This is a genomic window from Sneathiella sp. (assembly GCF_002694385.1).
GTDB lineage: Bacteria > Pseudomonadota > Alphaproteobacteria > Sneathiellales > Sneathiellaceae > Sneathiella.
The window spans coordinates 17,534-36,660 of the sequence record NZ_NZMB01000016.1 but is presented as its reverse complement, the minus strand read 5'-3'; the positions used below and the strand labels follow the sequence as shown (position 1 = coordinate 36,660).

General features: G+C 59.1%; 18 protein-coding genes. 3 read left to right on the top strand and 15 right to left on the bottom strand.

All coding sequences use genetic code 11. The features are described 5' to 3' along the window. Nucleotides 1-25: 25 nt before the first annotated feature. Genes CMN55_RS10440 through CMN55_RS10420 form a run of 5 tightly spaced genes read right to left on the bottom strand, consistent with a single transcriptional unit; the run spans nucleotide 26 to nucleotide 4,339 of the window. Entirely contained in the window at nucleotides 26-805 is a 780-nt protein-coding gene (locus CMN55_RS10440; protein ID WP_293949746.1) for an SDR family oxidoreductase, read from the bottom strand. Between the two features lie 4 nt (nucleotides 806-809). Further along, a complete protein-coding gene (locus tag CMN55_RS10435) occupies nucleotides 810-1,496 on the bottom strand; it encodes an HdaA/DnaA family protein (protein WP_293949745.1) in 687 nt (228 codons plus the stop codon). Nucleotide 1,497: 1 nt separating this feature from the next. Then, nucleotides 1,498-2,592, bottom strand: a complete 1,095-nt coding sequence (locus CMN55_RS10430) for an AI-2E family transporter (protein WP_293949744.1) — start codon at nucleotides 2,590-2,592, stop codon at nucleotides 1,498-1,500. Then, nucleotides 2,589-3,134, bottom strand: a complete 546-nt coding sequence (locus CMN55_RS10425; protein ID WP_293949743.1) for a CDP-alcohol phosphatidyltransferase family protein — start codon at nucleotides 3,132-3,134, stop codon at nucleotides 2,589-2,591. Before CMN55_RS10425 ends, CMN55_RS10430 begins: the two co-directional genes overlap by 4 nt. A gap of 50 nt (nucleotides 3,135-3,184) precedes the next feature. Continuing rightward, nucleotides 3,185-4,339, bottom strand: coding sequence for a DUF2066 domain-containing protein (locus CMN55_RS10420; RefSeq protein ID WP_293949742.1), 1,155 nt, complete (start codon nucleotides 4,337-4,339; stop codon nucleotides 3,185-3,187). A gap of 67 nt (nucleotides 4,340-4,406) precedes the next feature. On the opposite strand from CMN55_RS10420, the gene purM reads away from it, so the two are divergent. From purM to CMN55_RS10405, 3 genes are read left to right on the top strand one after another with little or no spacing between them, the layout of a single operon-like run. Next, nucleotides 4,407-5,489: a phosphoribosylformylglycinamidine cyclo-ligase gene (gene purM, locus CMN55_RS10415; RefSeq protein ID WP_293949741.1), complete on the top strand. Its 1,083-nt coding sequence runs from the start codon at nucleotides 4,407-4,409 to the stop codon at nucleotides 5,487-5,489. Next, nucleotides 5,477-6,136 (top strand): phosphoribosylglycinamide formyltransferase, encoded by a 660-nt coding sequence (gene purN / locus CMN55_RS10410; RefSeq protein WP_293949740.1) that lies wholly within the window; start codon nucleotides 5,477-5,479, stop codon nucleotides 6,134-6,136. The genes purM and purN overlap by 13 nt, the downstream gene beginning before the upstream one ends. 51 nt (nucleotides 6,137-6,187) lie before the next feature. After that, the gene (locus CMN55_RS10405) at nucleotides 6,188-6,481 is read left to right on the top strand and encodes a DUF202 domain-containing protein (protein ID WP_293949739.1); all 294 of its coding nucleotides are present in this window, start codon (nucleotides 6,188-6,190) and stop codon (nucleotides 6,479-6,481) included. 72 nt (nucleotides 6,482-6,553) lie between these two features. Here CMN55_RS10405 and rpsD read toward each other — a convergent pair whose 3' ends face one another. The 10 genes from rpsD to CMN55_RS10355 form a co-directional block, all read right to left on the bottom strand. Further along, entirely contained in the window at nucleotides 6,554-7,171 is a 618-nt protein-coding gene (rpsD, locus tag CMN55_RS10400) for a 30S ribosomal protein S4 (RefSeq protein WP_293949738.1), read from the bottom strand. 85 nt (nucleotides 7,172-7,256) lie between these two features. After that, nucleotides 7,257-8,186, bottom strand: coding sequence for an alpha/beta fold hydrolase (locus CMN55_RS10395; protein ID WP_293949737.1), 930 nt, complete (start codon nucleotides 8,184-8,186; stop codon nucleotides 7,257-7,259). After that, on the bottom strand, nucleotides 8,155-8,937 hold the full coding sequence (locus CMN55_RS10390; RefSeq protein ID WP_293949736.1) for an RNA methyltransferase: 783 nt from the start codon (nucleotides 8,935-8,937) through the stop codon (nucleotides 8,155-8,157). The genes CMN55_RS10395 and CMN55_RS10390 overlap by 32 nt, the downstream gene beginning before the upstream one ends. Nucleotides 8,938-8,945: 8 nt before the next feature. Further along, nucleotides 8,946-10,553, bottom strand: coding sequence for a citramalate synthase (gene cimA / locus CMN55_RS10385; RefSeq protein ID WP_293949735.1), 1,608 nt, complete (start codon nucleotides 10,551-10,553; stop codon nucleotides 8,946-8,948). Continuing rightward, nucleotides 10,553-11,983 (bottom strand): cysteine--tRNA ligase, encoded by a 1,431-nt coding sequence (gene cysS / locus CMN55_RS10380; protein WP_293949734.1) that lies wholly within the window; start codon nucleotides 11,981-11,983, stop codon nucleotides 10,553-10,555. Before cysS ends, cimA begins: the two co-directional genes overlap by 1 nt. 15 nt (nucleotides 11,984-11,998) lie before the next feature. Further along, nucleotides 11,999-13,330, bottom strand: coding sequence for a glutamate--tRNA ligase (gene gltX, locus CMN55_RS10375; protein WP_293949733.1), 1,332 nt, complete (start codon nucleotides 13,328-13,330; stop codon nucleotides 11,999-12,001). Beyond that, nucleotides 13,327-14,991 (bottom strand): NAD+ synthase, encoded by a 1,665-nt coding sequence (locus tag CMN55_RS10370; protein ID WP_293949732.1) that lies wholly within the window; start codon nucleotides 14,989-14,991, stop codon nucleotides 13,327-13,329. Before CMN55_RS10370 ends, gltX begins: the two co-directional genes overlap by 4 nt. Nucleotides 14,992-15,074: 83 nt before the next feature. Beyond that, nucleotides 15,075-16,409 carry an MFS transporter gene (locus tag CMN55_RS10365; RefSeq protein WP_293949731.1) on the bottom strand — a complete coding sequence of 445 codons (1,335 nt, stop codon included), beginning with the start codon at nucleotides 16,407-16,409 and terminating at the stop codon, nucleotides 15,075-15,077. Between the two features lie 91 nt (nucleotides 16,410-16,500). Beyond that, nucleotides 16,501-17,619 (bottom strand): beta/alpha barrel domain-containing protein, encoded by a 1,119-nt coding sequence (locus CMN55_RS10360; RefSeq protein ID WP_293949730.1) that lies wholly within the window; start codon nucleotides 17,617-17,619, stop codon nucleotides 16,501-16,503. A 54-nt stretch (nucleotides 17,620-17,673) separates the two neighbouring features. After that, nucleotides 17,674-19,053 carry a class II 3-deoxy-7-phosphoheptulonate synthase gene (locus tag CMN55_RS10355; protein WP_293949729.1) on the bottom strand — a complete coding sequence of 460 codons (1,380 nt, stop codon included), beginning with the start codon at nucleotides 19,051-19,053 and terminating at the stop codon, nucleotides 17,674-17,676. Nucleotides 19,054-19,127: the final 74 nt, after the last annotated feature.

Sequence of the window (19,127 nt, the reverse complement as noted above, 5' to 3'; positions counted from 1 at the left end):
ACCCCTCCCACAGATGAGATGATCGCTACATTGTACCCGGAAAGGCGCCGCCGTCCATCAGGATGTTCTGGCCGGTGATGAACCCTGCCTTGTCGCTGCAGAGAAAGGCGCAGGCGGCGCCGAATTCCTCTGCGGTGCCGAACCGTCCGGCGGGATTTTGCGCCGCCCGCTCCGCCTTCACTTCGGCGATGGATTTACCAGTTGCTTTGGAAACGGCCTTGAAATTGCCGGCCAGCCGGTCGGTATCGAACGGCCCCGGCAGCAGGTTGTTGATGGTCACATTATGGGCAACGGTCTTGCGTGATATCCCGGCGACAAAACCGGTCAGCCCGGCCCGCGCCCCGTTGGACAGGCCAAGAATATCAATGGGCGATTTCACGGCGGCGGAGGTGATATTGACGATGCGGCCGAAGCCGCGCGCCTGCATGCCGTCCACGGTCGCCTTGATCATCTCGATCGGCGTCAGCATATTGGCGTTGAGCGCCTTCTGCCAGTCTTCCAGACTCCAGTCCCGGAAGTCGCCGGGCGGCGGCCCACCGGCATTATTCACGAGGATATCGGGCGCCGGACAGGCTTTCAGCACTTCGGCGCGGCCCGCCTCCGTCGTAATATCCCCCGGGATGGCGATCACCTCAACCGGCCAGCTTTTGCGGATATGATCGGCAGTGGCTTCCAATGTTTCCGCCGTGCGGGCCGTAATCACCAGATTGACGCCCTCTGCGGCCAGCGCTTCCGCCGAGCCCCGCCCCAGACCTTTGCTGGAGGCGCAGACAATCGCCCATTTTCCTGAAATCCCGAGATCCATTTCCCTACTCCTGCTCTTCCTTCATTACCTCCCGCACGAGAGCGAGGGTGATTTTTCTTTTGCGGGCGAGTGCGTTGTCATCGAGGCGGGTGACGAAGCGTTCCGCCGCCGCGAAGGAACGCTCCAGCCGTTCAACGATATATTGGACGACATCGGGGGGAACGGCAAGCTGGCGATCGGAAAAATGTTTGACCAGAAGCGCCGCGAACAGCGCGTCATCAGGCTCGGCAATACGTGCGAGCGCAATGGTGCCGAGACGTGATTTGAGGTCCGCCAATGCCAGGGGCCAAGTGGCGGGGGCGGATTTCGCGGTGATCAACAGGCTGCCGCCTTTCTCCTGGAGGAGATTGTAGAGGTGGAAAATCGTTTCTTCCTCAATTTCCCGGCCGATCATTTCATCCATATCCTCAAGGATAAGGGGCTGCGCGGCGCGCTTCGTCAGCGCCTCTATTCCGAGTGAATTGAGTGTTTCCAAAGACAGGATTTCCGCCCCGCTGACGGTCTGCCAGACATGGGCGAGATGGCTTTTGCCGCATCCGGGCGGACCGGTGAGGATGAGGATGTTGGCGGGCCAGTCCGGCCAGCGGTCAATCCATGCCACCGCGTCGCAATTGCTGCTGGTGACGAGGAAATCATCCCGCCCCTGCGCCGCCCGGACGGGAAAAACCATCGGAATTTGCGCGGCGACCATGCTATTCTTTCGTACTGTCGTTGCCCGGCCCTTCTGGCGGCGGCGCGCCATAGATGGGGCTTTGCAGATACTGCTCGATGGCGAAGCGGCTGAGCACGCCGATCACCGCCGCCATGGGCACGGCAATCAGCACGCCGACAAATCCGAACAGGCTGCCGCCTGCCAGCAGGCCAAACATCACCCAGACCGGATGCAGCCCGACCTTGCCGCCGACCAGATTGGGGACAAGTACATATCCTTCCAGAACCTGTCCGATAATGAAAATAATCACCACCGCGCCGATCATGATGTAATCGGGCCAGAACTGGATCAGCGCCACGCCGACGGAAGCGATAAAACCGATGATCGCGCCGACAAAGGGAATGAAGGAAATAAGGCCGGTGATGATGCCGATGAGAAAGCCGAATTCGAGCCCGGTCAGCATCAGCGCCAGACCATAATAAGCGGCGAGAATCAGGCAGACAAGTGACTGGCCGCGCACGAAACCGGCAAGAACGTCATCAATCCGCCGCGCCAGCGTGCGGATCTGTTCCGCATGTTTCTTCGGCAGCCAGCTATCAATCCGCTCGACGATATGATCCCAGTCCCTGAGCAGGTAGAAGGCGACGACCGGGGAAATAACCAGCAGCGTGATGAGATTAACGAAGGCCAGCCCGCCGCCGACAATATTTTCCGACAGCGTCGCCAGCTTCTTCGCCATTTCACCGATATATTGACCAACCGTATTGTTGAACTCCTCATTCTGGCGCCAGGCCGGAAGGTCAACGAAGCGGTCAATGATGGGCATCAGGAAACTGCGGATATTCTCATAATAGCCTGGCATATTGTCGATGAGGCCGAGCACCTGATCAATGATAATCGGAACAATCAGGAACAGCGCCAGATTAACCAGCACCAGGAACAGGCCGATGATAATTGCCGTCGCGGCGGTGCGGCTGAACCCCGCCTCTTCCAGGCGGTCGGCCACCGGATCCAGAAAATAGGCAACCCCCATGCCCAGAACAAAGGGCAGCAGGATATCGCTCAGCAGGATCAGGAACAGGACGAAGGCGACAAGCGCAATCCCCCAGAATTTCATTTGTTGCTTTAAGGTCATGACGCCCCCGTCTCATGGCTGTTCTGCCGGAACCATTGCAAGGTATAGGCGATGCCCGACAGCACCGTGGTTGCCGCCACCACATAGACGAACAGGTCAATGGCGCCATTGAACCCGGCCTCCAGCCCCTTGTCAGCAAGGACGAAGGCGGCGAGCAAAATCTGGCAGAAGGTGTTCAATTTGCTCAGCTTCGAGGGGACGATCGTGATGTTCAGCTCCAGCAAGAATGTAAAAATAATGCCGCCGATGATGAGAAAATCCCGGCTGACCACCAGAATGACCAGCCAGCTCGGCAGGTCTTCCTGAATACCGAGGGTGACATAGATGGACACCAGCAGGATCTTGTCGGCCAGCGGGTCGAGATAGGTGCCAAGCGGAGTGACAAGGTTGAACTGCTTCGCGATCAGCCCGTCAAGCGCATCCGACAACCCCGCCAGCAAAAAGGTGAGGAACGCCGCATACATCTGTTCCGCCAGAATCAGCCAGACAATGACGGGCACCAGTAACATACGGAGAAGCGTAAGGCTGTTGGGAATATTCAATGTAATGTCCGGGTAACAATATATACTGTCTTTTCAATGTTCTGTATGGCTTACTTCGGGTCCAGCGTCCAGTAGCCCATATGCTCGACCAGGGCAAGGTTTCGCCGATCCAGCGCGGCGACAAGCTGGTCCATGCTGCCGATATAGGTGATGTTCCAGAAGGCCTCCTCCACTGACAGGTCGCGGACTTTCACGCCGCTGACGTTGGAGAGACTCTCCACCTGCCGTTGCAGCGTCAGCCAGCCCGGCAGATCACGGATCTTCGTTGTTACGGCAAGCGTCGTCTCGGTGCCGAAATCAAGGACATTGCGGCTTTTCCATTCTTCCTGCAGCTCGCCCAGCAGGTTGAAAACCACGCTTTGCATCAGCATTTCGTGATCTTCCGTGCCGCGGAAAACCCGCATTGTTGCCGGACCTTCCCGGTCGCTGCGCTGATGGCTGACATCAAGAAGCGGCGTGCCATCCGGCGCGCTGCGGGGGGTGACACTGATGACATGCACGGCGGAGACATCATAATTGCGCTTCAGCGTATCGATTGCCGACGGGTTCATCGCCAGCGCCTTTTGACCATCGATGGTTCGCATATCGGCGATATCCCCGGCGGGCACCAGCACCGGCTGCACAAAAGGTTGCGCCCAGTCATCGCGGAGAGTATCCGGCGCCTGCGGACGGACGCCATAGTCGATCACATCCACCCACACGTCACGCCACGGGTTTGGGTAGGCCCACAGGTTGGCCTGGCCGTCCTCCTGATAGACGGGAAGAATGAGAATCGGTCGCGCCACAGCTTCCGAAAAGGGCAGCCGGTCGGCCCGCAGCAGGCTGCGGACATCATCGCGCTTGAATTCAAACGTCAGATCGGCGAGATAGCGCCGGGCTGAGCTGCGCTCATCGGCGACCTGAAAAGAGGCGACAAGCGGCGTGATGTCGGATTCCGACAGGGCGGGCAGCCGATCATGATGGCTGGCGGGCACCAGACGGCGAAGCAGCGCGGCAAAGGCCCGCTCCTGCCCTTTGGCGACGGCGATTGTGCGCGCCTCGGCCGCGGAGGCGGCGGTTTCGTCGACGGCAATATCCTGCACGACATAGAAATCCTCATCGGCCAGCACGGCCCGTGGTGCCCCCGCCAGGCAAGCAAATGCCAGGATGAGGCAAAACAGCCATGAAAAGCGCGAAAAGAATGTTTTTGTCTGTGTTTCCGTCATTGCAAACCACCGGAAAAAAAGTATGTTGACCCGATCATAACCCCAAATCTCGGATGCAGCATAACTTATGAATACCGATAGCTCCAAAAAAAGTTACAGCTACAAGGACTCGGGCGTCGACATCGTGGCAGGAAACTCGCTTGTCGAAGCTATCAAACCCCTCGCCGCATCCACCCGCAGACCCGGGGCGGACGCCGATCTTGGCGGTTTTGGCGCGCTTTTCGATCCCCGCGCCGCAGGCTTCACGGACCCGCTCCTCGTTTCCGCTACCGATGGCGTCGGCACCAAGCTGAAAGTCGCCATTGACATGAATCGCCATGAGACGGTCGGCATTGATCTGGTCGCCATGTGCGTCAATGATCTGGTTGTCCAGGGGGCGGAACCGCTGCTGTTTCTCGACTATTTCGCAACCGGCGGCCTCGATGTCGCCGCGGCGCGCGATATCATTGCCGGGATTGCCGAAGGCTGCCGCCAGGCGGGCTGTGCCCTGATCGGCGGGGAGACAGCGGAAATGCCCGGCATGTATGCCAAGGGCGATTACGATCTCGCCGGATTTACGGTTGGCGCGGTGGAGCGGGACCAACTGCTGAAGGCCGACAATCTGGCGGCGGGACAAGTCCTGCTCGGCCTCGCCTCCTCCGGCTTGCATTCTAACGGGTTTTCGCTGGTCCGTCGTCTGGTTGCCGATTTTAATCTCGATTATGCTGCCCCGGCCCCGTTTGATGCTGATATCTCCCTAGGCGAGGCGCTGATCAAACCGACCCGCATTTATGTGAAAAGCTGTCTTGAAGCGATCCGCGCGGGCCATATCATCGCCCTTTCCCATATCACCGGCGGCGGGCTGTATGAGAATATTCCGCGCGTCCTGCCAAAGCATCTTGCCGCCCGGCTGGATGCTACAAGCTGGCCCTTGCCGCCGCTGTTCGGATGGCTGGCGGAGATTGGCAATATCACGCCGAAGGAACTCGCGACTACCTTCAACTGCGGCCTTGGCATGGTCGTCGTTGTCCCGGCCGAGCGCGCGGGGGAAGCGGAGAACATGCTCTCCGCCGCCGGAGAAACCGTCTATCGCATCGGGGAGCTTGTCCCGCGGGAAGATGCGGGGGCGCAGGTCATCATTTCAGGGCTGGAAGAAACGTGGCAAAGCTGAAAGTAGCGGTTTTTATCTCGTCCCGCGGTTCCAACATGCAGTCGCTGGTCCGGGCCTGCAGCGACCCGGAGTTCCCGGCGGAGATTGTCAGCGTCCTGTCCAATAATCCGGAGGCGGCGGGCCTTAAATTCGCGGCCGAACACAGCATCGCGACGCGGGTCATCGACCATCGTGATTTTGCAAGCCGGGCGGAATTCGAAGCGGAGATCAACCGTTATCTGGAGACGGTGAAGGTCGATCTGATCTGCCTGGCCGGTTTCATGCGGCTGCTGACGGCGGATTTCGTCAACCGCTGGCGTGATCGTATTCTCAATATCCATCCGTCGCTGCTGCCGGCCTTCAAGGGGCTGCATGTGCATGAGCGGGCGATTGAAAGCGGCGCCCGTTTCACCGGCTGCACGGTGCATTATGTGCGCCCGGAAATGGATGACGGGCCGATCATCGCGCAGGCCGTCGTGCCGATCCTGCAGGACGATACGCCGGATGCCCTCGCCGCCCGGATACTGGAGCAGGAGCATCGCCTCTATCCCCTCGCCCTTCGGCTGGTGGCCTCAAAGCGGGTCAAGATCCACGGCTCCCGCGTGCTGATTGAAAACGGGGCGGAGGAAAGCGCCGTTCTGATCAATCCGCCGCTGGACATTTCCTGAGACCGTAGAGCGTTCTTGCTCCCCGCCGGTTTTTGCTGCTAGCTTTGTCGTATGAATAACAAGGACGGGACGCAGCTCGGGGAGCGGCGTAATATAGATACCTTCAAGCTTGCCGTGCATCGGACAGAGCTAGCCAATCGCCGTACCCTGATGGCCTATATCAAGACGGCGATGGGGCTGGCGGCGGGGTCGGTCGCGCTGTTGCAGCTTGTCGATGACAACTGGCTGCAACTGCTCGGCTGGGCACTGCTGCCGCTTGCCGCCCTCGCCCTCATTGTCGGCATTTTTGATTATCAAAGGGTGAAGAAATCCATCGAGGCGGAAAAGCGCGACGGCGGGCTCTAAGGTTTTTTGCGCAAGAGCAATAAAAAAGCCGGGGACTTTCGCCACCGGCTTTTTTGATTGGTTTCCCGAGGATTAGCGGGAGTAATATTCGACGATCAGGTTCGGTTCCATCATCACCGGATAGGGTACATCGGCCAGCTTCGGCACAGCTTTGAAGGTGCCTTTCATGCCCTTGTGATCGACTTCGATATATTCCGGCACGTCCCGTTCCGGGCTGTCCGCAGCTTCGAGCACGAGGGCGAGCTGCTTGGATTTCTGACGGACTTCAACCACATCGCCCGGCTTGACCATATAGGAAGCGATATTGACCTTCTGGCCGTTGACCAGAACATGGCCATGGTTGACGAACTGGCGGGACGCGAAAACGGTCGGCACGAATTTCATGCGGTAGACAACGGCGTCGAGACGACGTTCCAGCAGGCCGATGAGGTTTTCGGACGTATCGCCCTTCAGACGGACGGCTTCTTCATAGAGACGGCGGAAGGCTTTCTCGGTGATGTTGCCGTAATAGCCTTTCAGCTTCTGCTTGGCGCGCAGGTGAATACCGAAGTCGGAGAGTTTGCCGCGGCGGCCCTGGCCATGCTGGCCGGGTCCGTAATCGCGGCGGTTAACCGGGCTTTTCGGGCGGCCCCACAGGTTTTCACCCATGCGGCGGTCAATTTTATATTTCGCTTGAATGCGTTTGCTCATAACTTTATCCAGTTCAATTATCAGGAAAAAGGCAGTCCGACGAGTCCTGCACAAGGCGCGCATCATAGAAACTCCCGCTCCCTTGTCAAGCCTTCCCGCGCTTTTTTGCGCTTTCCTGTGCGTTGATGAAGGCGCTTATCTCCGTGAGGGTGCGTTCAGGCGCCTCATGGGTGACCCAGTGGCTGATGCCGGGCAGCCGGATAATGCGAAGATCGGGGATGAAATCTTCCAGCCCCTCCAGATTTGCAACCTGCAGGGCTTCATCCGCCTCTCCCCAGAGGACAAGGGTCGGGACATGAACCATAAAGCGCGCCGGATCAAGGCCGGAGCCTTTTCCGAAAGTCTCCTCCGTCGCCGGGTTAAGCGGCGTCGCCCGGTAATAATTCAGCATCGCCGTCATCGCCCCCGGCTCGGCCCAGGCGGCGCGGTAGGCGGCAATATCGGCGTCCGTCATCCGCCCCTGTTCCAGATGCGGGCGGAATGTCCAGTCCAACAACCAGTCGCTGTCATTCGCCAGCAGTTTCGCCTCGGCCTCGGGATCACGAAAGGCGGCAATATACTGGCTGCTGGCAATCTGCCCTGCGTGGCGGTTCAGCAACTCGGCGAAGATCCAGGGATGCGCGCCGTTCAGGATCACAAGGCCCTGCAGCCGCTCGGGGTGCGCGATGGCCACCGCATAGGCGATGGCCGCGCCCCAGTCATGGGCGACAAGATAGAATTTTTTGGCATTGAAATGATCTGCGAGGTCGAGCACATCCTGCATCAGATGGCGGATATGATAGGCCTCCACCCCGTCCGGCTTGTCGGAGAGGTTATAGCCCCGCATATCGGGCGCGACGGCGTGATATGTCTCGCCGAGACCGGGCAGGATATCTTTCCAGCAATACCAGAATTCCGGAAACCCGTGCAGCAGCAGGACAAGCGTCCCCTGCTCCGGTCCCGTTTCGGCATAATGCAGGGTTACTTCGCCAATGTTGGCGACATTATGTCGGATCGTTCCTTTTGCGGTCGTCATCGCGGATCTCCCGTCGTGGCAGGGCAAGCCCCTTGATGATACCCTGAAAGGCGCGCACATCCGACTCCATAAGGCCGAGCCGCTGGAACATATTCCGCATATTGCGCAAGAGTGTCTTGCGACGGTGGCGGATGGGCTCGAAATAGCCGCGCGCCTCCAGCTCCGTCTCGATGCGCTCGAACAGATGGGTCAGTTCTTCCTTGTTGGCGCGTCGTTGTTCCTGATGAATGCGGACGGGCGGCGTCGCATCGCCTGCCTGAAAATACTCATAGGCGACGAGCAGCACAGCCTGCGCCAGATTGATGGAGGAGAAATCCGGATTAAGCGGCACCGAGATAATACTGTCGGCCAGCGCCACATCGGCCTTGGAAAGACCGACGCTTTCCTTGCCGAACAGGATGCCGCAGCGTACCCCTTCCCCATCGGCCCGGCGGAGGGCCGCCGCCGCTGCGTGCGGCGTCGCCACTTCCTTGATGACATCGCGGGTGCGCGCCGTGGTGGCGTAGAGATAGTTGAGATCGGCGATGGCCGCCTCTGTCGTCTCATACAGCCGGACATTATCGAGCACCCGATCAGCGCGGGACGCCATGGCGATGGCCCGTTCGTTGGGCCAGCCGTCGCGCGGTGCCACCAGCCGCATATCGGTCAGGCCGAAATTCAGCATGGCGCGTGCCGCCGCGCCGATATTCTCGCCGAGCTGCGGCTCGATAAGGATAATCGCCGGTTGCGGCGTTTCTTCCCCTCCTGCCATAGACGGGATTATTTGCCGCTGGCCGGTGCGCCGGCGCGATACAGCTTATAGGTGATGCTGTCGATCAGCGCGGCGAAAGAGGCATCTACGATATTCGGCGAAACGCCGACTGTGAACCAGCGGTGATTGGTCTCGTCAATACTCTCGATCAGGACGCGGGTCACGGCTTCGGTGCCCGAAGAGAGGATCCGCACCTTGAAATCGGCGAGCTTCAGCCCGTCGATATAGCTTGAATATTTGCCAAGATCCTTGCGCAGGGCACTGTCAAGGGCGTTGACGGGGCCGTTCCCCTCGCCCACGGACATGATCCGCTCCCCGCCGATCTGCATCTTGACGACGGCGTCGGAAATGGTCAGCAGCTCACCCTTGGCGTTATAGCGCCGCTCCACCTGCACACGGAAGCTTTCCACATTGAAATATTTCGGCAGCTGACCGAGACGGCGGCGCGCCATCAGCTCGAAACTCGCAAGAGCGCTGTCGTAGGAAAAGCCGTCGAACTCGCGCTCTTTTACCTCTTCCAGCAGGCGGTCGACCTTCGGATCCTTCGGGTCGATATCCAGGCCGAAATCGCGGAGCTGCGCGATGATGTTGGAGCGTCCGGCCTGGTTGGAGACCGGCAGATGCCGCTGATTGCCGACCACTTCCGGCGGCACATGCTCATAGGTGCGCGGGTCTTTTTCGACTGCCGAGACATGCAGTCCGCCCTTGTGCGCGAAGGCGGAGGAGCCGACATAGGGCTGATGCCGGTTCGGCGCGCGGTTAAGGATTTCATCGAGCAGACGGGAGACTGGCGTCAGATGCTTCAGATTCTCCTCCGTGATGCCTGTCTCCACGATGGATTTGAAGGGCTCCTTCAGCACCAGCGACGGGATCAGCGAAATGATGTTGGCATTGCCGCAGCGCTCCCCAAGACCGTTGAGCGTTCCCTGCACCTGCCGCACGCCCGCCTTGACCGCCATCAGCGTATTGGCGACGGCATTTTCCGTATCGTTATGGGTATGGATGCCGAGATGATCCCCCGGGATATGCTGCACTATCTCACTGACGATGCGTTCCACCTCATCGGGCAGCGTGCCGCCGTTGGTGTCGCACAGCACCACCCAGCGCGCGCCCGCCTCATAGGCCGCCATAAGACATTTGAGCGTGAATTCCGGGTTGGATTTGTAGCCGTCGAAGAAATGCTCCGCGTCATACATCGCCTCCCGCCCCTGCCGGACAATCTCCGCAATGCTGTCGCTGATCAGCTCGATATTTTCTTCAAGCGGGATACCGAGCGCGACATCGACCTGAAAGGCCGAGCTTTTGCCGACGATACAGACGGCGGGGGTTTTTGCGTCCAGAATTTCGCTGAGGCCCGGATCGTTGGAGACGCTGCGCCCCGGCCGCCGGGTCATGCCGAAGGCCGTCAGTGTGGCGCGTTTCAGCTTCGGCGGGTCCGCGAAAAATGCGGTGTCGCCGGGATTGGCGCCGGGCCAGCCACCCTCGATATAATCAATGCCGAGCGTATCCAGCGCGCGCGCAATATTCGCCTTATCCTCGACACTGAAGTCCACCCCTTGCGTCTGCGCTCCGTCGCGCAGCGTCGTGTCAAACAGATAAAGTCTCTCGCGTGCCATTATGCTCTCTTCCATGTGGTGCCGCCCGGTCCGTCTTCTAGCAAAATACCGTGCGACTTCAGTTGATCGCGGATTTCATCCGCCTTAGGATAATTCTTTTCGGCTTTCGCTTTATTACGTTGTTCAATCAAATTTTGGATTGATGGTTCAGGAATTGGTTTGATCGTGAACTCTTCATCGCTAATACGTACCTCCCAAGCATTCTCATAAAGTCTCAATGTATCGCGTTTTTGAAAGTAATCTTGCCATGTTTGTTCCAATAGTCCCATAAGCTGACCACTAGCAATTAGTTGTCCTTTTATTCGAGATTGCTCAGCTTTATTCGTTTCATGCCGTAACTGTTTTCCTAAATCCTGTATCTTGAGAAAAGCGGCATGTGTATCGAGATCATTACATAGTGCCCTGACAACATCGGGGTTTGGTTTAAGTGGTCCCTTATCAACTTGATCAAAGTCTTTGAGAATGACATAGAGCTTACTTATTTCAGTACTAGCTTGATCTAGCCCATAGTCGGTCCAATTCAAAGGCTTTCGATAATGAGTCTTCAGCATACATAGGCGGACCGCTTCTCCTGTAGCATCCATAAGCACATCCTGCACGGTGCGGAAATTACCGAGAGATTTGGACATTTTCTTGCCATTCACCATCAGAAATCCGTTATGCACCCAGTAGCGGGCGAAGGGCGCACCGTCATGGGCGCAGCAGCTTTGCGCGACTTCATTCTCATGATGCGGGAAGATCAAATCGCGCCCGCCGCCATGGATATCAAACGTAACACCGAGCGTCGCCTCGCTCATGACCGAGCATTCAATATGCCAGCCCGGTCGTCCGCGCCCGAACGGGCTGTCCCATCCCGGCATGTCGGAGGTAGAAGGCTTCCAGAGAACGAAATCCGCCGGGTCTTTTTTATACGGCGCGACTTCCACCCGCGCGCCTTCAATCATCTCTTCACGATTGCGGCCCGACAGTTTGCCATAGTCGGCCATGCTGGTGACATCGAACAGCACATGGCCCTCTGCCTCATAGGCGTGGCCCTTCTCGATCAGCTTGGCGATCATCCTGATCATGCCGTCGATATGCTGTGTCGCGCGCGGCTCCAGATCCGGCGGCAGGGCGTTCAGCGCCGCCATATCCTCATGATAGGCCTCGGTCGTGCGGGTGGTCAGCGCCTCGATGCTCTCCCCGTTCCTTGCCGCCGCCTCGATAATCTTGTCTTCCACATCGGTGATGTTGCGCACATAGGTGAGATCATAGCCAAGATGGCGCAGCAGCCGGGCCAGCACATCGAACACCACTACCGGCCGCGCATTGCCAATATGGGCAAAGTCATAAACGGTCGGCCCGCAGACATACATCCCGACCTTGCCCGGAACCATGGGCACGAATTCTTCCTTTTTCCGATGGGCGGTATTGTAAAGATAAAGCGTCACGATGCTCTCCGGGACTTACGCGGTCTTTCCATTCAGGCGCGCGAGTATATGGTCCCGTCCGATCAGGGGCAACAGATTGTTCATCTCCGGTCCGTGCGGCTGTCCGGTGAGCGCGAGGCGAAGCGGCAGGAACAGCAATTTGCCTTTCGCGCCGGTTTTCTCCTTCACCGCGGCCGTCCAGATTTTCCAGCTTTCCGCTGTGATGTCCCCCTCGGGCAGTAGCGTCGCCGCAGTTTTAAGGAAATCGGCATCCTCGATCACCGGCTCGATGGGCCCCGTCACCACCTGCCACCAGCTTTTGGCATCGGCCAGCGTTGTGAGGTTGCCGCGCACGGCGAGCCAGAAATCCTCCCCCGCGCCCGGCAGGTCGAGGCGATCCTTCACCTCTGCCCAGTCAAGGCCATGCAGCAGCTTGGCGTTGAGATTGGCCAGCTCATTGGGATCGAACTTCGCCGCCGCACGGCTGAAGTGGCTGATATCGAACCCGGCGGTGATCTCCTCCAGAGTATGGCAAATCTCCACATTATCGGACGTGCCAAGCCGGGCCAGCAGGCTCACCAGCGCCATCGCCTCGATACCATTTTCCCGCATTTCGCGCAGGCTTGCGCTGCCCTCCCGCTTGGAAAGTGGTCCGCCGTCCGGCCCGGTCAGAAGCGGGATATGACCAAAGGCGGGCACGCTTGCCCCCATCGCCGCGAAAATCTGGATATGCAGCGCGGTATTGCTGACATGATCCTCCCCGCGGATGACATGGGTGATGCCAAAGTCGATATCATCAATAACGGACGGCAGATGGTAGAGCGGCCGCCCGTCGGAACGAATGAGAACCGGGTCCGACATGCTGGCGCCATCCACCTCGACGGGACCGCGCACGAGATCCTCCCAGCGGATGGGACTTTGATCGAGCAGGAAGCGCCAGTGAGGCTTGCGTCCCTCGACTTCAAACGCCGCTTTCTCCGCCTCGGTCAGTTTGAGCGCGGCGCGGTCATAGATGGGCGGCTGCTTGCGGGCGAGCTGACGCTTGCGGCAGTATTCCAGCTCCTCCGCCGTCTCGTAGCAGGGATAGAGTCGCCCCGCCTCTTTTAGCGTCTGAAAAGCCGCTTCATAGGCCGCACTCCTGTCCGACTGGCGTTTCAGCTCCGACCAGATAAGGCCGAGCCAGCGCAAATCCTCCTCGATCGCCGAGGCATATTCAGCGGTGGAGCGTTCCGTATCCGTATCATCAAGGCGCAGGATCATCTCCCCGCCCGATTTTTTCGCCATCAGCCAGTTGATCAGCGCGAGGCGGGCATTGCCGACATGCAGATATCCGGTCGGGCTCGGGGCAAAGCGGAATTTTGTCGTCATCTTTTGTCCCGGAAGCCGTTGGTGATGGGATAGCGCCGGTCGCGGCCGAAGCTGCGGGTCGATATCTTGACGCCGGGCGGCGCCTGACGACGCTTGTACTCGGCGATATAAAGAAGGTTCTGCACGCGGCTGACCGTTGCCGGATCATACCCTTCCGCAATCAGTTCGCTGACGGATTTCTCCTCCTCCACCAGACCGCGGAGGATGCCGTCCAGAATGTCATAGGGCGGCAGGCTGTCCTCATCCTTCTGGTTATCGCGCAGTTCCGCCGTCGGCGGCTTGACGATGACATTCTCCGGCATCACGGGTCCGTCCGGTCCCTTGAACAACGGGCTGTGATTCTTGTTGCGCCACTCAGACAGTTTAAAACAAGTTGTCTTGTAAACATCTTTCAGCACCGAATATCCGCCGCACATATCGCCGTAAAGCGTTGCATAGCCAACCGACATTTCCGATTTGTTACCGGTGGTCAGCACCATCTTGCCGAATTTGTTGGACAGCGCCATCAGCGTCACGCCGCGCAGGCGCGACTGGATATTTTCTTCCGTGATATCCGGCTCCTGCCCCGCGAAGGCGTCTTTCAGCATCGTCTCGAACGCATCAACGCCGGGGACAATGGAAATTGTGTCGAGCCGTGTGCCGAGCAGTCTGGCGCATTCCGCCGCGTCATCCAGGCTCTCGGTTGAGGTATATTTCGACGGCATCATGACGCAATGCACCCGATCCGCGCCGAGCGCATCGACCGCGACGGCGGCGCTCAGTGCGCTGTCGATACCCCCCGACAGGCCGAGGACAACGCCCGGAAAGCGGTTCTTCTCCACATAATCCTTCAGCCCCAGCACCATGGCGTGATAGATGCGCGCCATTGCGTTGCCGGGATCAACAATTTCCTCTGTCTCGCAGGCCCAGCCGCCGTCTGCCTGACGCCGCCAGTCGGTGACGATGAGGCTTTCCTTCCAGCTTGCCATCTGTACTTTCAGCGACCGGTCGGCATTCATTACGAAAGACGCGCCATCAAACACCAGCTCGTCCTGACCGCCGATCTGGTTGAGATAGATGAGCGGCAGTCCCGTTTCCGTCACCCGCTGCACCGCATGGTTGAGACGGATATCGGATTTCATATGATCATAGGGGCTGCCGTTCGGCACGATCAGCATTTCCGCCCCCGTCTCCATCAGGCATTCGGCAACGTCCGGAAACCACATATCCTCGCAGATCATGACGCCAAGGCGCACACCGCGAAAGGCCATCGGCCCCGGCAGCGGACCCGGCTCAAAAACCCGGATTTCATCGAACACGCCGTAATTGGGCAGCTTTGCCTTGTAGCGGGTCGCGGTGATCTTGCCCGCCTCTAGCAGCAATGCGGCGTTATAAAGCTTGCCCGCCTCCACCACCGGGGCCGTCATCAGCATGGCCGGGCCTCCGTCCAGCGTCAGCTCGGCAAGTTCGTCAATGGCGCGCGCAACGGACCGCTGAAAGGCGCCTTTCATGACCAGATCCTCCGGCGGGTAGCCGGTCAGAAACAGTTCCGGATAGACGATGATATCCGCGCCGAGGGCTTCCGCCTCCTCGCGAAAGCTGCGGGCGAGCGCCACATTCCCGGCGATATTGCCAAGGGTCGGGTTGGCCTGCGCCAGCGCGATTTTCAAATGATCAGTCATGAAGGATATCTACCCCGCCTTGCGCCCGGCAGCAAGCATCTGCCGCATCATTTCACGGGAAAAATGCACGATTTACCGGGCCATTAGGGATTGCTGTCGCCAAGCGCCGGCCCATCATCGAGAATTTCTGGGATTTCATCCTCTGTTTCCCCTTGGTTTTGGGCTTCTTCTTCCGCCTCTTCCGCCCATTCCTCGATCTCCGGATGCAGGACGGCGACCATGCTGGCGTTGCGCACCGGCATGGCGACGAAGGCGCTCTGGGTATCGGCGGGGGAACTTGGCGCGCGGCTCATACGGTAGATGGCGAACAGCCCGATGGCGATATGGCCAAAGGCGATCCAGCCGAAGAAGAAGGCGCTGCCGAGAATGCCCATCATCGGACCGACAATGATCGGGCCGAAGATGGCGCCGACCCCGTTCATCATGATCAGGCCGCTCGACGCCGCCACCATTTTCGAGCTGTCGAGATGGTCATTCGTATGGGCGATGCAGAGGGAATAAAGCGGCACGGAAAAGCCGCCGAACAGCGCCGCCGCTGCGAGAAACAGGACAAAATTCTGCGTCTCCCCACCATAGAGGGCGAGCAGCGCGGCGAAGCCGCTCAGCATTGTCGTGATCATCAGCACCATACGCCGGTCAAAACGGTCCGACAGCCGCCCGATGGGCCATTGCAGCAGCACCCCACCCAGGATCATGACGCTGATAAAGATGGAAATCTGCGCCACGGAAAGGCCGATATTACCGCCATAGACCGCCGCCATGCCGTAAAAGGCGCCGCCCGTGATGCCCTGCGCAAACATGCCGATCACGCCAAGCGGCGAGATGTTATAGAGCTCCTTCAGCTTGAGGCGGGTGCTGGATTGAAAATTAGGCGCGGAACTGGCCGTCAGCGCCATGGGAATAAGAGCAATGGAGACCAGCACCGAGATAAAGATAAACAGCGTATATCCCGCCGGGTCGGCCATATTGAGGAAGAGCTGTCCGACGGCCATGCCGCCCATCATGATGATCATATAGACGGAAAGAAGCTGGCCGCGCGTCTCATTCGTTGCCGCGTCATTGAGCCAGCTTTCGCAGACAATATAGAGACCGGCGAAGGAGAAGCCGGTCAGCAACCGCATGACGCCCCAGACGAAAGGATCAACAAACACCGCATAAAGCAGCGCCGCCGAAGAGGCGAGCGAGGCAAGCGCGGCGAACACCCGCACATGGCCGACATTGGCGAGAATTTTCGGCGTAATCAGGGAGCCGACCAGAAAGCCCGCGTAATATCCGGACATGACAAGGCCGGTGACAGCGGTCGGAAAACCTTCCAGGGAGGCGCGGATCCCCACAAGGCTGCCCTGCAGGCCATTGCCCAGCATCAGGAAGCCGAGCCCGAGCAGCAACGCCCAGGAGTTTTTTATGGCCGTGTACATGGTCGTCCTTTCCGCAACAGGCGATCCCCGTCAGTCGTCCTTCATTATTAACGGGGATTGCCGCGATTTTAAACCGTCTTTGCGGTTTTCTTCAGGCGACGCCGCTGCTCTTGCGCAGCAGGAATTCGCGGCCGACCTTGACTGTCGGAGCGCCATCATAGGAGATGATATCTGCCGTCGCATAGGTTTCCTGCCAGATTTCCGGCAGGAAGCTGCCGGTGCCGACCACGTCGATGGGGGCCTTCATATTGCCCATGATGCGGCATTTCTCCGGCGAGAAACCTGAGGAGGCGACGATCTTCACCTTGCGGTATCCGGCCTCGTCCAGCTTTTCGCGCATGGAATAGATGGCGGCGGCGGAAACACCGGTGCCGACCAGCCATTTCAGCTCCTGCTCGGACCGGTATTGACGGATGCCGCGCGGCATATGCCGTTCCAGCACCGCGTAGGAGGTGGCCGGGTCCAGCCCCTCGATAAAGCGTCCGCCGTGGGTATCAAGGCGCACGGACAGCATCCCCGCATCCGCCATGTCAGGGAAACGATCGCAGGCCGCCAGCGCATCGGTGATTTCCTTGCCGTAATAATCGACAAGGACGGTCAGCGGATCATCGGGGAAGCTTTCATGGAACATTTCGGCGGCGCGCACCGTGCTGCCCGCATAGCCAATGAGGGCGTGCGGCATGGTGCCGAGCCCCTTGTCGATGTCGAAATAATGCGCCGTGGCGTTATTGGCGTTGCCGATGAAGCCGACTGCGCCAAGATCGCGCCGCGCCGCGCGGCTGCCGACGGAGGCGGCATAGGCCATCATGTCGGCCATCTCACTGCCCGCACAGTGCCGCGCATCCATGGCGAGGAAGCTGGTGCCCGGCAAATGGCTGCACATGGTATAGGCGTTATAGGCAGCGACGCAGGCCGCCCCCAGCTTTTGCAAATACAGCGTTTCCAGATCAACCAGATCGAAGAAGCTGCCGGTGATATAGACAAGCGGTTCCCCGGCGCCAACCCAGTCGCCTTCGGCAAAGCAGGGTTCGATATTGAATGTCACCCCGCGCAGCGCGGCGATTTCATTCAGCCAGTCGAACATGATGCGCGGGCAGAAAATCACCGGCCGGCGCATGAACACGGCATAGGTCACGGTCTTATTGCCGAACTGCCCGATGACGCGCTTGGTCTTGTTGAAATACTGGTCCGTATGGTCGGCGATGGACATATCCACCGCCTCCCGCGTGTCAACTGGCTTCTGGCTGTTCATATCCGTCGGGCGTTACGAGGCAGCGGCGATGGCGGCCCCGTTGCTCCTTTCCTGCTTGATCATTTCAGAAATCAGGAACGCCAGTTCCAGCGCCTGATCGGCATTGAGGCGCGGATCGCAGGCCGTATGATAGCGATCGCTGAGGCCCTCTTCCGTCACCTCGAAGGCGCCGCCGATACATTCGGTGACATTCTGCCCGGTCATTTCGAAATGCACGCCACCGGCATAGGTGCCTTCGGCCTGATGCACATCGAAGAACTGACGGACTTCGGTCAGGATGCGGTCCACCGGCCGGGTCTTGTAACCGGTCGAGGATTTGATGGTGTTGCCATGCATCGGATCGCAGGACCAGACAACAGTGCGCCCTTCCCGTTCGATCCGGCGGATGAGCTGCGGCAGGTGCTTTTCAACATTATCCGCGCCGAAGCGGCAAATGACAGTCATGCGGCCCGCCTCATTCTTCGGGTTCAGCGTATCCATGAGTTTCAGAAGCCCGTCCGCCGTCTGGCTTGGTCCGGCCTTCACGCCGATCGGATTGGCGACACCGCGCAGGAACTCCACATGCGCTTCATCGGGGTCGCGGGTGCGATCGCCGATCCACAGCATATGGGCGGAGGTGTCGTAGTAATCGCCTGATGTGCTGTCAACGCGGGTCAGGCTCTGCTCATAAGGCAGCAGCAAGGCTTCGTGGGAAGTATAGAAATCCGTCCGTCCCATTTCCGGCGTATTGACTGATGTCACGCCGCAGGCCTCCATGAAGGCGAGCGCGTCATGGATGCGGTCGGCCATTTCCTGATAGCGTTCGCCCTGCGGGCCGCTGGCGACGAAGCCCATGTTCCAGCTATGCACCTGATGCAGATCCGCATAGCCGCCCTGCGCAAAGGCGCGCAGCAGGTTGAGCGTGGACGCCGCCTGCAGATAACCTTTCAGCATGCGCTGCGGATCGGGCACGCGGGAGGCTTCGTCAAACTCGAAGCCGTTGATGATATCGCCGCGGTAGCTCGGCAGTTCGACGCCATTCACCGTTTCGGTATCGCTGGAGCGCGGCTTGGCGAATTGCCCGGCAAGTCGGCCAACCTTCACAATCGGGCAGTTGGCGCCATAGGTCAGCACCACCGCCATCTGCAGCAGCACCTTGAAGGTGTCGCGGATGGTATTGGGGTGAAATTCGGCGAAGCTCTCGGCGCAGTCGCCGCCCTGCAGCAGAAACGCGCGGCCTGCGGCCACATCCGCCAGCTTTTTCTTAAGGCTTCTCGCCTCACCTGCAAATACCAGCGGCGGAAAGGACTTCAGTTCCGTCTCAACCGCCTCAAGGGCCTGAATGTCCGGATATGTCGGCAGCTGGCGGACGGGTTTTTGTCTCCAGCTATCGGGGGTCCAGGATTTCGGCATCTCTTTATTCCTTAAATTACGACTGTCTCTTATGACTATATCTACAGTCTTTTGCGGGTTTCGCAAACATTAAC